Source organism: Olsenella uli, assembly GCF_901212675.1.
Taxonomy (GTDB): Bacteria; Actinomycetota; Coriobacteriia; order Coriobacteriales; family Atopobiaceae; genus Parolsenella; species Parolsenella uli_B.
Genome location: NZ_CAAKOQ010000029.1, coordinates 1 through 16137 on the forward strand (window position 1 = coordinate 1; position 16137 = coordinate 16137).

General features: G+C 67.5%; 9 protein-coding genes. 6 read left to right on the top strand and 3 right to left on the bottom strand.

Translation table 11 applies throughout. The features are described from left to right. The first annotated feature begins 708 nt into the window (after positions 1-708). Both EFAMC1_RS03285 and EFAMC1_RS03290 read left to right on the top strand, forming a co-directional pair. Complete coding sequence (locus EFAMC1_RS03285; protein WP_154052904.1) at positions 709-1815, top strand: hypothetical protein; 1107 nt, start codon at positions 709-711, stop codon at positions 1813-1815. A gap of 564 nt (positions 1816-2379) precedes the next feature. Continuing rightward, positions 2380-3750: a Wadjet anti-phage system protein JetD domain-containing protein gene (locus tag EFAMC1_RS03290; RefSeq protein WP_187324532.1), complete on the top strand. Its 1371-nt coding sequence runs from the start codon at positions 2380-2382 to the stop codon at positions 3748-3750. Positions 3751-3831: 81 nt separating this feature from the next. Here the strand turns inward: EFAMC1_RS03290 and EFAMC1_RS03295 are convergent, their stop codons facing one another. Both EFAMC1_RS03295 and EFAMC1_RS03300 read right to left on the bottom strand, forming a co-directional pair. Further along, the gene (locus tag EFAMC1_RS03295; RefSeq protein WP_154052906.1) at positions 3832-4842 is read right to left on the bottom strand and encodes an endonuclease/exonuclease/phosphatase family protein; all 1011 of its coding nucleotides are present in this window, start codon (positions 4840-4842) and stop codon (positions 3832-3834) included. Positions 4843-5017: 175 nt separating this feature from the next. Next, entirely contained in the window at positions 5018-7369 is a 2352-nt protein-coding gene (locus EFAMC1_RS03300; RefSeq protein ID WP_154052907.1) for a transglycosylase domain-containing protein, read from the bottom strand. Between the two features lie 373 nt (positions 7370-7742). Between EFAMC1_RS03300 and EFAMC1_RS03305 the strand changes: the two genes are divergently transcribed. The 4 genes from EFAMC1_RS03305 to tyrS all read left to right on the top strand — a co-directional run bounded on the left by EFAMC1_RS03305 (position 7743) and on the right by tyrS (position 14687). After that, on the top strand, positions 7743-9425 hold the full coding sequence (locus EFAMC1_RS03305) for a hypothetical protein (RefSeq protein ID WP_154052908.1): 1683 nt from the start codon (positions 7743-7745) through the stop codon (positions 9423-9425). Then, positions 9422-11302: a hypothetical protein gene (locus EFAMC1_RS03310; protein WP_154052909.1), complete on the top strand. Its 1881-nt coding sequence runs from the start codon at positions 9422-9424 to the stop codon at positions 11300-11302. The genes EFAMC1_RS03305 and EFAMC1_RS03310 overlap by 4 nt, the downstream gene beginning before the upstream one ends. A 16-nt stretch (positions 11303-11318) precedes the next feature. Continuing rightward, entirely contained in the window at positions 11319-13031 is a 1713-nt protein-coding gene (locus tag EFAMC1_RS03315) for a hypothetical protein (protein ID WP_154052910.1), read from the top strand. A 441-nt stretch (positions 13032-13472) separates the two neighbouring features. Beyond that, positions 13473-14687: a tyrosine--tRNA ligase gene (gene tyrS / locus EFAMC1_RS03320; protein WP_187324533.1), complete on the top strand. Its 1215-nt coding sequence runs from the start codon at positions 13473-13475 to the stop codon at positions 14685-14687. Between the two features lie 972 nt (positions 14688-15659). Here the strand turns inward: tyrS and EFAMC1_RS11145 are convergent. Next, entirely contained in the window at positions 15660-16109 is a 450-nt protein-coding gene (locus EFAMC1_RS11145; RefSeq protein WP_154052911.1) for a hypothetical protein, read from the bottom strand. Positions 16110-16137: the final 28 nt, after the last annotated feature.

Consider the following 16137-nt stretch of genomic DNA (forward strand, 5'->3'; position numbering starts at 1 on the left):
CCGGGGCAATGCCCCGGGCGCCCTTTCGACCTCGGGGCACTTGCGTCGCGTGCGTTATCTCGCGTCATTTCACTGTCTTGTGAGTCTTGCGCGCCATTTCCTGTCTGGCCACATCCGGGTCCTGTTCATGAACGCTCGCGTAATCTCTGACCGTGTCATCTTGCGCCGTGGCCATTTCCCTGTTGCCTGGCCTGGGGCTACCTACCACCGGAATTGACCGACAGCCTCGACCCGCGCGCAATCTACGTGGGAATCTCGAATGACGGTCTTCGCACTTTTGAGTTGTGAACGATTTTTCCGGGTCTATTTGGAGATGTGGCGGTAGGTATCCCGGCGTTTGCATCCGTGGGCCCCTCAAGGGCGCCAAATAGTCGTTCACAACTCAAATGTGCGAAGACGCAATTCTCCGAATCTCCGGTAGATTGGCTGCCGGCTGCTCAGGCGGGCAGGACGGATTGTCATATGGCTATCTTTCTGCTGATTGGCAGCTGGTCGATTACCAAGACGGATGGCCCGGACGCCTCTCGCCCCCTCCCGGTCTCCCGGGTGCTTCACCTTGTACCTCCCCGATGGTGCCGTTCATCCCATCTTTTCTGCCGCGCACCCCTCGAAGCGAACCATTTGCCGTTTTTAGGTGGCGGGGGTGACAAATCCTCGTGTCTTCTCGGTAGCATTTCTCCCCACCATCGCACGCGTGGAAGGAGTGCCATGCAGGGACGCAGTGACAGGCCGGGCTTGGCCTCACCCTCTCGGCTTGTTGGGTTTACGCGGGTCGTTCCCGGTGATGCCATCGTGTTTGGCTACGAGACTGCCGCGGCCTTCTGGGCCCACCTTCGCTCCTTTGACGATGCGTCCCTGAGAGGCTGCCTTGACGAGCTCTACCCAACCGACATGCTTCGCGGCATGGGGCACGAGGACATGATGAGGGACGCGTCATTGGCACCCATCACCGTACCCAGGCTCTCTGCCTTTCGCGCTGAGGACGCCGAGATGGCCCTGAGGCTATCTGGGCCGTACGAGGCCCTGGTTGGCAGCGCGAAGAACCGTAGGACCTCCAAGCTCCTGAGCTTTCACGTATGGCGCGGGGCAGTTCCCGACGGGTTGCTCGTTCGTGTGGCCAGAGACATGTACGTCTGCTCGCCGGAGCTCGCGCTGTTGCAGCTAGCTTCCGGAATGTCGCGCATCGCCCTGCTCGAGTTTGCGTTCGAACTGTGCGGCTCCTATGCGTTTCCGAATGGTCGAGGCAATCTTATGTGTGACGGGGTCCGTCCCGTCACGACCCCCGAGCGGCTTGCCCTCGTAAGCTCGCTCATCACGGATGTCCGTGGGCTTGCGAAGGCCTCGTTTGCCTCCCGACATGTACGTGCCGGGGCGCGCTCTCCGATGGAGGCCCAGCTTGCCATGTTGCTCGGGCTGCCAAAGGTCTACGGGGGCTTTGAGTGTGGCGACTATCGCATGGACTATCGGATCGACCTGCCCCCTGCTGCCCGGGTGCTTGCCGGGCGTGATTACCTCGTCGCGGACATCTATGTGCCAGGTGCGAGGACCGACGTGGAATACCAGGGCTTCGCCCATCGCCTTGCTGGTGGCAGCGCAAGAGACGATGCCAGAACGAACGCGCTGCTCTCGGTGGGCATCCAAGAGTTATCGGTCTGGGCCGATCAGCTGTACGACCTGGACGCCATGGCTGAGATCGCGAGGGTGATACGGCGCAGTGCCGGTCTAAAGCCAAAGTCTGAGAGCCATCGCACGCGGGAGGTCCGTGACCGGCTGTGCGCGGAACTCCGGGCATCCTCGCTTGCGGGTTTGGCCTGAGACGTAGGGTCACGGGCCGGGTTCAGGTCGTGGGGAGCGGGTGTGGCAGGGCCCTCGCGTCCTGTTGTCTCCGCGACGCGGTTGTGATGGCTCCGGGCTTGTTCGCGTGGATGATTGGACGTGGGACCTTTGCCTCGCGAGGCATCTACCGGAAGGATTGAGATTTGAGTCTTCGCACTTTCGAGTTGTGAACGAGTAATTGCGCCGTTTTTTGGCACGACGCCTGCAAACGCCGGGATAGCTACTTTCAAGGGTGCGTTTTGGTCCCTAAAAATCGTTCACAACTCAAAAGTGCGAAGACGCGAGCGTCGCTTTGCCCGGTAGATTGCGTGTCGCTGCTCAATCGTTGGCGCACGGCTGCTGCGGGGTCGGCGTGTGCGTGGGGGTGCGCGACGAGTCGGGCGGGGGCGCGAGGCCCGCGTCACAAAAGTGAAGTGTTGGTCCCGGGGGAGCGGCACTTCGGCAGTAGGTGGGCCGCATGATGCGTTGACGATCAAGAAGAGGGAGCCGGGGGCGTCGTTCGACGGTATGCTAAAAGAGTTGGCTCGCAAGGAAAGGGCAATCGTGGCAAAGAAGCTTACCGTCGAGGAGCAGGGCATGGTCGTGCGCCTTGCCAAGGTGCTGGCCAAGATCTCGTACGGGCCGGTGCGCAGCAACGCGAGCGGCATCTCGAGCGGCCTCGTGCGGCTTCGCAGGGACCCGCTCACGCCGGCGGACATCGACTCGGTGCTCGAGAGGTACGGCTGCGCGGGTCCCACCTCGCGCTCGACGCTCGAGCGCGCCGGCGTGCTCGTGGCCGCGGGTGAGTCGGGCGGCTTCCACCTGGCCCTGCCCAAGGGCGAGGGCGCCAAGAAGGCCCAGGACGCGCAGGCCCAGCCGACCGCCGCGAAGGGTGTCGCCAAGTCCGATGCGCCGTCGGCGAAGGCTCCCGCGGGCGCCAGGGGCGCAGACGCGCAGGCGGCCGCCTCGCGCGGCGCGGGCTCGCAGCAGCCGGCCGCCAAGCGCGGCCGCGAGCAGGCGAGGTCGCAGGCGGGACAGAGCCGCACCGAGCCCCGCTCGCTGCTGGGACCCGGCCCACGCACGCTTGCCGAGGTGCCGCGCGTGGTGCAGCACACGCCCGAGGCGACGGACCTGCGCCGCAAGATCTTGGACCTCGACCCGCGCCTGTGGATCAACGGCTGGCTGTTGAGCTTCCCGGAGGCCTACGAGCTCTTCGAGGACAAGATACGCTCGCTCGACCGCGCGCTCGTGGGCTCGCCCACACTCGGCGACGGCACGCTGACCTGCCGACAGCTCTCCTACCAGGTGTTTGGTGACGAGAAGTTCCTCGAGCAGGACGGCGACGGCCGCAAGCTCCTCGAGCGCATGGGGCTGCGCGACATCGTGCGCCACCGTCCCCAGCCGCGCCTGGGGCTGCTCCACCACGTGCCGCGCAAGCGGTCGCACATGCACATCGTGGTGACGGAGAACCTTGACCCGTGGCTCGACATCCGCGAGCTCATGTATGCCGACGGGCGCCGCCTCATCCTGGGCGAGCGCGTCGAGGGCGTGGTCTTTGGCAACGGCTACCTCGTGGACGACGCGCGGCGCCTGCCCGAGTTCATCGACTCGCTTGGCTGCGACGACGTCGAGGTCCTGTACTGGGGCGACATCGACCGGGCGGGGCTCCAGATCTACGACCGCCTGCGCCGCGTGGCCGAGGGGCGCTTCGAGCTGCGTCCCTTCGTGGCGGCGTATGTGGCAATGGTGCGCCGGGCCCGCGAGCGCTTCGCCGACCCGCTCGACAACGAGGCGAGCGCCCAGGAGGGCGTGCCCTTCGACGGCCTCGAGGCGTTCTGCAACGAGCTGCCGGCGGACGTGCGCGACTACGTGCGGGGCGTCATCTCGGGCAAGCGGCTCGTGCCGCAGGAGATCCTCACCAAGGCGGACCTGTAGGCGGGCGTCGGCTGCGGTGCAGGCGGCGGGTTGCCGCTGCCGGCGGGCCACGCATGCGCGAGCCGGCCGCCGTCCGGCTCGCTACGAGACCTCAAGCGTGGCGAGGAGGGCCCTGTGGTCCGTGCCGGCAACGGGCGCCACCTCGATGTCTTGTGCCCCCACGCCCGGCCCCATGACCACGTGGTCAATGCCGGAGAGCGCGGGCACGGGACCCCTGTCCGCCGGCCAGGTGAGCGTGAGCCTGCCCACCTCGCGGGCGGCGTCCCTCAGCGTGCCGCCCAGCATCTCCCGAAACAGCGCGTGGTCGTAGGTCGCGTTGAAGTCGCCCATGAGGACGTAGCGCGTGGCGGTGTCCACCGCGGCCCGGTCGCGCACCGAGCCGATCTCCTCGACGCTCCTTTTCCAGAGGTCCCAGTAGCCGGGGACGGGCGCGCAGGTGTGCACGGAGACGAGACAGATGCGCGCGCCCGCGCCCGAGTCATCCGCGCCAAGCGTCACCGTTCCCGACGGCATGGCCGAGGCGCTCGAGCCCACGGCGTCGCTCTGCGCGTCAGAGATGGGCAGGGCGCTCCAGATGCCATTGCCGTACACGCCGTCCGACGAGGCGCGCGAGGAGTAGGGGAGCAGCTCCCCCAGTCCCGCCCGTTCGAGCTCGCTCACGAAGTCGCGCGTCGTCTCCTGCAGGGCGAGCACCTGGACGCCCCCGGAGCGGACGAGCTCGACGATGCGCTTGGGGTCGGCCTTGCCCTTATAGACGTTGCAGGTCATGACGCGAAGCGTGGTGGCGGAGGCCTGCGCTGGGGCGGAGGCCTGTCCTGCGGAGGCACCCGCCTGGGCGTGGGGGACGAGGAAGAGACCCTGCCACAGGACCTCGAGTGCGAGCGCGCCCAGCATGAGGACGCGGACGGCAATCCGCGCGCCCGCGCCCAGCGCGTGCGACAGGACGAGCGCCACGACCGCGGTTGCCGCGAACCAGGGCGTGAGTGCCACGATGACGGGCAGGTAGGGCAGGTCTGATGCGGCCGCGGGCACGAGGCGGGCCACGACGCCCACGAGCGTGATGCCTGCAAAAACCCACGCGACGACGCGCATGCCAGCCCCTTCCACCGTGGTCCGAAGGCCTGCTGCCTATCGAACGCCCAATGAACTGGCCTTCCACTATGCCACGCCTCGGGCTCCTTCTCCAGGGGCTGCCCGGATACGAGAGCGGCCCGGTTCCCAGCGAGGGGGAACCGGGCCGCCTGCATGCCAGCGTGGCCGTGGCGCGCTACTGCTTGGAGGAGTCGCCCGGGCTGCCCGAGGCCGTCCCTCCGGAGCCGGAGTTTCCGCCCGACGTGCCGCCGGACCCCGACGTGCCGCCGGATCCGGGCGTGCCACCGCCGGAGGTGCTCCCGCCGCCCGTGCCGGAGCCATTGCTGCCCGGCGTGCCACCCGTGCCGGAGCCGTTGCTGCCCGGCGTGCCGCCCGTGCCGGAGTTGCCGCCGTTCGAGGTCGAGCCGGAGGTGCCGCTGTCCGTGGAGGTTCCGTTGCTCGAGGTGTCCTTGGAGGCGTCCGCGGTCGTCTTGTCCTTGCTGGTCGTGGCCGATTGGGACTGGCTCTTGCTCGTGGTGGCAGCCGCGCTCGTGGCGTTGTACTGCTTGTTGTTGTTCTTGTTGGTGCTCGCGTCGGTGTTGGAGAACGTCCAGGAGCTGTTGTCCTTGTAGGTGGGGTCGGGCGCGTTGGCCATGGCCCAGTCGGCCTTGGGCGTGCTGCCGAGGATCTCGTTCACGAAGTAGGCGAACGTGCGGCACGACGTGTTGAAGGGGTGGCCCGAGCCGTTGTTGGTCCAGACCGCCTTGTTGACGTCCTTGTAGCCCGTCCACACGGCCACCGACACCTGCGGCGTGTAGCCGCACCACCACAGGTTGTCGAGGTTGTCGGTGGTGCCGGTCTTGCCGGCCACGGGCTGGTCGATTTTGAGGGTGTTGAGCATCGTGTGGGCAGACCCGCGCGACTGCGTGATGACGCCCTGGAGCACCTCGGTGGCCACCTTGGCCACGCCCTCGTCGATGACGCGCGTGGGGTTGTCCTGGTGCTCGTAGACCACGTTGCCGTTGCGGTCCTCGATCTTGGAGATGGCCACCGGGTCGCGGTGCAGGCCGCCGCTCGCGAGCGTGGCGTAGGCCTCGGCCATCTCGAGCGGGCTCGTGAGCTCGGCGCCCAGGATGGTGGAGCCGTAGGCCTTGAGGTCGCTCGTGACGCCCATCTCCTTGGCCGTGGCCACCACCTGGTCGTAGCCAAACACGCCGGCCACCTGCACGTAGCCGGTGTTGGACGAGATGGCCGTGGCGTCGGCGAGCGTCATCGTGCCGTAGGAGTCGTTGCCGTAGTTCTGCACGCGCCAGGCGCCGCCCACCTGGATGGGCGAGTTGCAGTTGATGAGCACCGCCGGGTTCATGCCGTTCTTGAGGGCGGTGACGAGCGTGAACATCTTGAAGCTCGAGCCGGTCTGCTTGGAGGCCGTGGTGGCGGCGTTCACCTGGGCGCCCGCGCCCGAGCCGTAGAAGTCCTTGCCGCCCACCATCGCCTTGATGTAGCCGGTGGAGGGGTCGATGGCCACGAGGGCGCTGTCAAGCTCGCTGTTGCCCGTCTCGCTGAGCAGGCGCGTCACGGAGCTCTCCGCGGCGCTCTGCCACGTGGGGTCGAGGGTGGTGTAGATCTTGAGGCCGCTCTGGACGATGGTCTCGTGCGAGAAGTCGCCCTCGAGCAGGCCCTTCACGTAGTTGGTCCAGTAGGGGTAGGTGCCCTCGTTGTCGAGGTTGGTGTTGCCGGGGTTCAGCACCACGTCCTCGGCCGCGGCCGCGTCGTGTTCCTCCTGGGTGATGTGGCCCAGGCGCAGCATGTTGTCGAGGACCTTGTTGCGGCGTGTCTTGGCGGCGTCGGGGTTCTTCGTGGGATCGTAGTAGGTAGGCGAGTTGGGCAGGCCGATGAGCAGCGCCGCCTCGGCCAGCGTGAGGTCGCTCGCGTGCTTGTTGAAGTACGTGATGCTCGCGGCCTCGATGCCGTAGGCGCCGTTGCCGTAGTAGATGGTGTTGAGGTACATCATGAGGATCTGGTCCTTGGAGTACATCTTCTCCATCTCGATGGCGATGTAGGCCTCGCGCACCTTTCGCTTGAGCGACTGCTCGAACTGCTCGTCGGAGAGCACGGTGTTGCGCACGAGCTGCTGCGTGATGGTGGAGGCGCCCTCGTTTCGGCCGGCGAGCTGCGAGAACACGGCGCGCACGATGCCCGACGGGTCGATGCCGTTGTGCTGGTAGAAGCGCTCGTCCTCGACGTCGACGGTACCCTTGAGCACGTAGTCGGAGACCTGGTCGGACGTGATCGAGCGGCGGTTCTGCGTGTAGAAGGTGGCGATGGTGTTGCCCTGGGCGTCGTAGACCTCGCTCGGCTCGGAGACGAGATAGGCGTCGGCGGAGGTGTAGTCGGGCAGGTCCTGGAGCCACGACTCGACGAGCGCGCCAAGAGAAACCGCGAGCGCTATCGCGAGAAGGACCAGAAAGCCGAGCACGCCGGCGGCGGAGAAGCCGACGATGTGCGTCTTGGACCGGGCGTGCGCGCGACGGTTGCGAATTCCCATGCAAATCCTCCCATGCGTTTACACAGAGTGACCGCCATTATCCGACAAATCGCAGGCAGAGACGACCCACGGGCCGATCGCATATTGTGTTCACATCGCCAAGGCAGCGCGGGGGAGGGCGGCGCGTGGGCGGCAGGGTGCGGGGTGGCGTGGCCGCGTCATGCCACCATGCCGCGGCGAGGGTGACGCGGCTGTGCCGCGCGGCCGGTCCGCGGCGAGGGTGACGCGGCTGTGCCGTGCGGCCGGTCCGCGGCGAGGGGCCGCCCGGGCGGGGTGGGCGTGTGGGGGAAGTGTCGCTCACGCCCGCCCGTCGTTTTTTTGTCCGGCTTGTGCCGTAGACTATGGTGCACGCGAGGAGGAAGGGGTACGGGGGATGTCAAAAGCCAAGGTCAACGCCATGGGAGCCATGCTGCGCGTGCCGCGCGGCGACCTGCTCGTGGGCGCGCTCGGCATTGCCTGCCTCGTGGCCACCCTCGTGCCGCTCGTGCTCATCAGCGCCTACAACCACTCCTATGCCGACGACTGGCACTACGGCGTGTGGGCGCACCTGGTCCTCCAGGACACGGGCAACGTGTTTCTGGCCTTCGTCACCGCGCTCGAGCAGGCGGGCAAGGCATGGTTCGACTGGCAGGGCACCTACTCGGCCATCTTCCTCATGGCACTCGAGCCCAGCGTCTTCGGCGAACACGCCTACGTGCTCGCGGCGCCCATCGTGCTCGCGACGCTCGTGGCCGGCACGCTCTTCTTCTCGCGCGTGGCGCTCGTCGAGCTCATGGGGGCGGAGCGGGGCCTGTGGCTCGGCGTGAGCTGCGCGGCCATCGCCGTCCAGCTCCTGCTGCAGCCCAGCCCCGTCGAGGGCATCTTCTGGTTCAACAGCGCCATCTACTACACCGCCTACAACGCCGCCGCGCTCGTGCTCCTGGGGTGCGTCCTGCGCATCTGCAACCCGGCGCGCGCGAGGCGCCCCCGCGGCGTGGTGGTGGCGTCGGCCCTGCTCGCGGCCTTCGTGGCGGGCGGCAACTTCGTGACGGGCCTCGTCGCGGCGGGGGGGCTCGCGGCCATCCTCGTGGGCCTCATCCTGCGCGGCCGCAGGAGCGCCGTCGCCGTCATGCCCAGCTTTGGCCTCATGGTGGTGGGCCTTGCGGTGTCCCTGGCGGCGCCGGGCAACGAGGTGCGCCAGCAGACGCAGTTCCCCGAGGACGCCATGGGCGCGTGGGACACCATCTGGCACTCGGCGCTCTCGGCCTTCCAGTACCTGCAGCAGTGGTCGAGCGGCCTCGTGCTCCTGCTCGTGGTCTTCGCCATCCCGGTGGCCCTGCACGTGGGCCAGCGCGCCGCCGCGCGCGGGTGGCGCTTCCCGCTGCCGGGCATGGTCGCGGTGGCCTCGGTGGCGCTCTTCGGCACGAGCTTCACGCCCACGTTCTGGGCGCAGAGCTCGGTGGGGCCGGGCCGCGTGCAGAACTGCCGCTTCGAGATGTTCGTGGTGCTGGCGCTCGTGGACGTGTTCTGGGTCTGCGGGTGGCTCATGGCGCGGGAGCGCGCCCGCAGGGGCGAGGGCGGCGTCGTGTCGGCGGCGGCGTCGGAGGGTTCGCCGCAGGCGGGCGGCCTCGCCGGGGCTTCCAGGCCTGCCGTGCGCGACGCATCGCAAGCGCTGCGTCCGGTGGCGGCCGCCTGTGGGCTGGCCGTGCTCGTGGCCGCGTGCGTGGTGGGCTCCATGGCAGCCGACCAGAACCTCGGCGAGGAGCTCTCGAGCGTCTCGGCCGCGCGCTCGCTCGTCTCCGGCCAGGCGGCCGCGTACGACGCGCAGGTGTGGAGCCGCCTCGAGACCATCGAGTCCTCCACGGAGTCGAGCCTGAGGGTCCCCTTCTACACCAACGTGCCGCACGTGCTGCTCATGGGCGACATCCGCGACAACATGGACAACTACATCAACTACCGGCTCTGCCAGTGGTACGGCAAGGAGTCGATCGTGGGCTACCATGCCCCCACCACCGCGGCGGCCACGGCCGCACTCACGACGGGCCAGTCGGCCGAGACGAGCGGGAGCGGCGCGTGAGGCCGCCCGCGACGGCTGCCTCGTGCGGGTCGGGCGCGTGCGCGGCGGAGGCGATGGGAGGCCGGGGCGGCTCCGCGCGCCCGGACGCGGTGGCATCCGAGGGTTCGGGCGTGCCGGGCGTGCGCCATGCCCGCCCGAGCGCGCAGGGCCCCAGGCCGGAGCGCGCCGCGTGGGTGCGCTGCGCGGGCAACGCGCTCGCCCGGGTGGGCCTCGCGCTCGCGGCGGTGTCCCTCGGCGTCGTGACCTTCGTCGCCGCGCTCTCGACGGTCTGGCTCATGACGTCGTCGGACGATGGCAACCTCACCCAGAGCATGTCCGTCTTCACGGTGGCCGGTAGTGGCACCTGGGCGGTACTCGCGGCTGGCGCCGCCGGCGGCCTCTGCGTGCTGGGCCTCTGCGTGCTCGCCTACCGGCGCGGCTCCGCGCTCGATGGCCGGCGCGCGTCGTGGGGCCTCGCGCTCGGCACCTTCGCGCTGCAGCTCGCGCTCATTGCCTCGCTGCGCACCTGGCACACCTACTGGGGCGACTCCTGGATGATCAACGGCTTCGTGAACCACGCCATCAACGGCGGGAGCATCGCGGCCATCTTCGAGGGGCCGTACCGTACGCTCTTCTACGACGCGCGCCTCTACTTTGCGTGCTATCCCTTCCAGGCGTCGCTGTTTTGGCTCATGTACGCCCTCAAGCTCGCGTTTGGCACGTGGTCGTTCGTGGCGCTCCAGGTCATCTCCGCGCTTGCCAACACGCTTGCCGTGCTGAGTCTCCTGGCCATCGGACGGGAGCTCTGCCCCACGGAAGGCTCGCGCCGGGTGCTCTGGGTGCTCGTGGCGGCGTGCCTGCCCATGTACTGGCTCTCGACCTTCCTCTACGGCAACGCGATCGGCTGCGGCCTGGCGCTGGCCTTCCTCGCCTGTCAGGCGCGCTCGATGACCGTGCGCGGCGCCCGCGGCCTTGCCTGGGGCGCGGCCTCGGTGATGCCGCTCGCGCTCGCGCTCTGCATCAAGGCCACCTTCGTGCTCTTTGCGATTGGCGCCGTCCTGGCGTGGGCCGTCGTCGCGGCGTGCCGCAAGGAGCCGTGGGGGCTTGTCGTCTGCGCCCTGTCCGTGGCCGTGGCGCGGTCGGTCTCGGGGCTTCCGTTCGAGGCCCTGCGCTCGGCGTCGGGCGGCTACGAGTTTGGCGACGCGCTCACCACGCTCAACCACCTCGAGCTGGGGCTTCGCATGGGAACGGGCGAGTTCTACGTGAGCGTGGACGACGGGCCGGTGGCCTACGCGCCGGGCGGCTGGTCCAACCACGCCAATGCCGTCTGGGCCGCCACGGGCGAGGACACCAGCCTTCAGGACGCCGTCGCCGCCCGCGAGATCGCCTCCGACCTCCTCGGCTTCGCGTCGGACCCGGCACATGCAGCTTGGTTCTTCTCCGTGAAGCTCGCGACGGAGTGGGCCGACCCCACCTACCAGGCGCTCTACTACCTCTCCGAGTGCGGAGACCCAATGGGCGCCCGTCCCAACCCGGCCGACCTCTCCACGCCGTTCGGCGCGACGTGCACGGTGCTCACTTTCATGCTCGACGGCTACCAGACGGTGACCTTCGCCGCCGCGCTCGCCTTCGTCGCGCGCTCGGCGAGGCGGTGGGGGAGGGCTGGCACGCCTGCCCCCGCGGGATCCGAGCCGGGAAACCCGGTCGCCCTCCTTCTCGCCGCCGTGTTCTTCACCGGCTTTGGCTGCTATCTGCTCTGGGAGGCCAAGGCCGTCTACGTGCTGCCGTTCGCCATCGTCATGCTGCCGCTCTCCTCCGCGGGCCTTGCTCACGGTATACGATGGATGACATCGACCAAGGTGAGGCTGCCGGGCATCCGCGCGCGGTGCGCCGACTGATTGGGAGCGTGATGCCATGGGCAAGCTCGCCCGACCCGTACTCGCGTCCGTCTTCGCGGCCCTGGCCGTAGCCGTGGCGCTCTGCGTCGTCCATGCCCCCGTCTATGCCACGCCTCCCGACGACTTCGTGCAGGAGCTCTTCGCCCGCGGCCAGTTCCAGGCGGCTGCCTCGGGCGGGCTCATGCCCTACTCGCTCGTGCTCGTGAGCGCGCCCTTGTCTGCGCTCTATGCCCTGGCGCCGGCCGTGCCGTGGTATGCCCTCATGCTGCTCGCGCTCATCGTCGTCTCGTTCTCGGTCGCGTACTATCGGGCATCTGCCCTCGGGCTCGCGCGCTGGCAGCTCGCCTGCGTCATGTGCGCGCTCATCACGTGCGAGGTCCTCTGCGTCCTCTACTTCACCTTCACGATGGTGGCCTTCGTCTCGCTGGCGGCCGGGCTCATGCTCATCCTGCCGCGCGCCACCTTTGGCGACGCGGGACGCCTCCGCGTCTCCGAGGTCCTCGGCTACCTGCTCGTCGCCGTCGGGTTCTCCCTGCGCCCCGAGTCCGGCATCGCGGCGCTTCTGCTCTTCGTGCCCTTCCTCGTGTGGGTGCTCGCGCGCAACCGTCGGGCCGCCTCGCTCGGGCGCGCCCTGGCCGTGGTGCTCGTGATTGCGGCGTCGTACGGCGCCGGCCAGCTCGCCTACCGAAGCGTCCCGGGCTGGCAGGACTACCCCGCCTACCTCGACGCCGGCCGCACGGTGCTCGACAGCCAGCAGATGGCCGTCGGCGAGGTCCGCTCCCGAGCTCCCGAGCTCTCCGAGAACGACGTCGCCGTCATGTACGACTGGGACTTCGTCGACCACGACGTCTTCGACACGGACCTGTTCGCGCGCATCGGCTCGTTCGAGACCAAGTACGGGGTGTCGAACCTCGCGGCGTCCCTCCAGGCCAAGGTGACCTACCTGCTCTTTGGGCTTGCGGCGGCCCTTGCTGTGGTGGCCCTCGTCCTGGCGCGCATGGCGCGCCTGTCCGTGGGCGCGAGCCTCCTGGAGCTCCAGGTCGTCGCCATGGCGTTCGTGAGCTACCTGCTCGTGGTGATGCGCGGCAGGCCCCGCCTTCACATCGTCATCCCCATTGCCATCGTAACGTTCCTCGCGCTCATCGTGTGCTGCGAGGGGCCGAGGCACAAGGCGGGCCGGCACGCGCGTGTGTCCTCGGGCGTCGCCGGCGCGGGCGGGGGCTCTGTGGCGCGCCGCCGCGTTGCCGTGTGCGCCGTCTGCGCCGTGTGCGTGGTGGGCCTGCTGGGCTTCTGGCGCACGAGCGTGGCGCCCCTGCAGCGCCGCCTCGACCTGCCGTTCGCGAGCGTCATCGGCCAGTACGTGGCCGACAACCCCGACAAGCTCGTGGTCTTTGGGCACACCCAGAGCGCCTGGTTCAGCGGGGTCGACGCGTTCGGGTCCGCCTCGTGGGACTGCCCCGACAACGTGATGTTCGTGGGCGGCTGGGAGAGCGAGACCCCGGCGTGGGACGCGTCGCTCGAGCGTTGGGGCCTTGACGACGGCAGCCCGCTCATGCAGCTCGCGAGTCGCGACGACATGGTCTTCGTCGCCACGGAGCGCACGGCCTCGCTCGTCGAGGGTTACCTGCAGGAACATGTGGACGCGCAGGTCAGGGCCACGCGCGAGAAGGATCTCGGCACCGGCGCCGCGAGCGACGCCATGATTTCGGTCTGGACCTTCTCCCGCTAGCCCTGTCACATTTCCTTCCGTATGATTTGTCACATTTTCGGGTGGCTGGGTGGTGGGTGGCCGGGAGGCGGGGAGGGCTGCCCGCCGACGTGGCTAGCGCATGCCGGAGCGACCTGAACTTGTCAGCATCCGCGCGGCTTGCGCGCACAAGAGCGGCCCGAACCTGCCTGCACCGGCGCGGCTTGCGCGCACCAGAGCGATTCGCACCCGCCGGCGTCGGCACGGCTTGCGCCCGCCAGCGTGAATCGTCGGCCGGCTCCCCGCCTCACGCCGCCGTCCGGCGCATCGGACTTTCTCCAAGCCTTTCGCTAAACTGTACTAGTTGCCTCGACAGACGTGCCGCGCCCCAACACCGGGCGCGCGGCCGCGATCGGGGTCGCTCAGACACAAGCACCGCCCGCGTCGCGCAGGCGAGGGTGCTACCGACCTGCGGGAGGAAAGTTGCTATCAGTCGACGAACAGATGAAGGTCATCTCCTCGGGCGCGGCCCAGATCGTGCCCGAGGCGGAGCTGCGCAAGAAGCTCGAGCGCGGCGTTCCGCTCAACATCAAGCTTGGCGTTGACCCCACGAGCCCCGACCTGCACCTCGGCCACGCGGTGCCGCTGCGCAAGATGCGCCAGTTCCAGGACCTCGGCCACAAGGTCACGCTCATCATCGGCAACGGCACGGCCCTCATCGGCGACCCGAGCGGCAAGAACTCCACGCGCCCCCAGCTCACGCAGGAGCAGGTCGAGGCCAACGCCCAGACCTACGTCTCCCAGGCCATGAAGATCCTCGACTCCGAGAAGACCACCATCGTCCACAACGGCGACTGGATCCTCTCGCTCGACCTCAAGGGCTTGCTCGAGCTCTGCAGCAAGTTCACCGTGGCGCGCATCCTCGAGCGCGACGACTTCACGAAGCGCTACCAGTCGCAGACGCCCATCGCCCTGCACGAGTTCCTCTACCCCGTGATGCAGGCCTACGACTCCGTGATGATCAAGGCCGACGTGGAGATGGGCGGCACGGACCAGCTCTTCAACCTGCTCGCCGGGCGTGACCTCATGGACAAGATGGGCATGGAGCCGCAGGTGGCGCTCACGATGCCGCTGCTCGAGGGCACCGACGGCGTGCGCAAGATGTCCAAGAGCTACGGCAACTACGTGGGTCTCACCGACGAGCCGGCTGACATGTTTGGCAAGGTCATGAGCATCCCTGATGCCATGATCGGCAAGTACTACCGCCTCGCGAGCACGCTTCCGGTCGACGAGGTCGACCAGATTGACACCCAGCTTGCCGCCGGCACCGCCGACCCCTACGCGCTCAAGCAGGCGCTCGCGCGCAACATCTGCGACCTCTACCACGGCGCGGGTGCGGGCGAGGCCGCGCAGGAGGAGTTCCTGCACGTACACCGCAACCGCGAGATTCCCGAGGACGTGCCCGAGGCTGCCGTCGAGATCGAGCTCAACGACGAGGGCCTCGTCTACCTGCCGCGCGTGCTGGTGGCGGCGGGCCTGTCGAGCTCGGCCGGCCAGGCCAGGCGTGACATCGACGGCGGCGGCGTGAAGGTCGATGGCGAGGTGCTGCCGGCCAAGAGCTACAACGTCGACCCGTCGCTGCTCAAGAAGGGTGCCGTGCTCCAGGTTGGCAAGCGTCACTTCGCGCGCTTGGCATAGACCGCACCCGCATCCCCGCGCCAGCCACATAAGCTGTGCCCGCATCCCCGCGCCGGCAACCATTCACATAGCCTTGCCAAAGGGCCGCACCCCCTCGGGAGCGGCCCTTCTTCCTGCTCTGGGTCGTCCATTTCGTCGAGTATCCGATTCGTGGTCACGAGTGGTCATTTACTTGTTTCTTCAGCCCCGGCGTCATGGTTTTGCGTACTTGGGGGCCTCCCCAGGGCCGTCAGTAAGGCATATCTTTCGTAGACAACGCATGCATTCGAATGAGGAAAGCGCCTTTCTCACAAAAGAAAGGGTCTGAGGTCAGTCTTGCGCTTTGAGAATCAACGGTAAGTAGGCATTCGTGACCACGGGCTAGAAAACCGGCCGACATGCTTGGCGTATTTCCTGGCGCCTCAAATAGATCCCCCATGACTATTCGACTGGTCTCACGGGGTAGCGACTGCGTCTGCTTGACGGCTGTGCTTCGGCCTAAGGGCTTGAGGTGGCGAGGATCTTGACAGCATTTCAGGCAGGTGCTTTTCGGGCGGCCGTCCAAAAGGCAAGCCAACTTGCGGGAGATGGGCGTACGCGTTCTTGAGGGTTGATGGCTTTCCATTTTGTGGGCTGAGGCCTGGGGAGGCAAGCGCGCCTCGCGTGTTCCTCTCGGATGGTTGTGGTTTTTTCATGTCTTGGGCCAAAACAAGCGTGCAAAGCAAGTCTCTTTCCGCGCAGAAGCTAAGCATAGTTTTCAACAAACAGCTGGTGAAGGACTTGCGGCTTTGGTTTTTCTAGTGACACCAATTACGGCCAATAGGATAAGAAGCATAAGTCTTTGATAAAAACGCGCATCCTGTTCTCGCTTGTTGGGTTCTTGTCGGGTTAGTTGGCGAGCAAGTCTGAATGACGTGAGTGCTCTTCGGTGTCCTCTGCTAGGTTCTTTCCATGAGATGTCTGACGGACATATCGGCCCTGGAGTTCTATCGGTCACGCCGCGCGCTGGCTCCAGACCTGCTGGACATGCGCAGAACCTCGAAGCTCCACGACTGCGGCATCGCGCCCACGCGTTGGCTTGCCGAAGATCTTGGTCTCCATGGGGTTTCTCAGCGTCCCTTTCATCTTCTTGTGGGCGATTCTAATCGAGCCTGCTCGAGGGGCGACGTTGCATGTCACATACGAGAGGCTCCGCTTCCCCCGCGCTCGCTCATCACGGCAGCGCGCGATCTCAAGGTTATCTCGCCAGAGCTTCTCTTTTGTTCCCTTGCCGCCAGAGACGACATCGATGAGGTCGACTTGGCTTTGATTGGCTATGAGCTTTGCGGCTTCTATTTGCTTGATGCGGGCGCATCGTCGTGGGACGGCTACACGGGAATCTCCCAGCCGCTCACCAGCGTGGGACGAATCTCCCGTAAGATAGAGGCGCTCGGCGGGTTTCACGGGGCGCCTCGGGCACGAGCGGCAATCG

Bases quoted from the DNA above. Each gene is read 5' to 3' on its own strand.
- EFAMC1_RS03305 (WP_154052908.1), top strand. From the start codon at position 7,743: ATGTCAAAAGCCAAGGTCAACGCCATGGGAGCCATGCTGCGCGTGCCG.
- EFAMC1_RS03285 (WP_154052904.1), top strand. From the start codon at position 709: ATGCAGGGACGCAGTGACAGGCCGGGCTTGGCCTCACCCTCTCGGCTT.
- EFAMC1_RS03300 (WP_154052907.1), bottom strand. From the start codon at position 7,369: ATGGGAATTCGCAACCGTCGCGCGCACGCCCGGTCCAAGACGCACATC.
- EFAMC1_RS03295 (WP_154052906.1), bottom strand. From the start codon at position 4,842: ATGCGCGTCGTCGCGTGGGTTTTTGCAGGCATCACGCTCGTGGGCGTC.
- EFAMC1_RS03315 (WP_154052910.1), top strand. From the start codon at position 11,319: ATGGGCAAGCTCGCCCGACCCGTACTCGCGTCCGTCTTCGCGGCCCTG.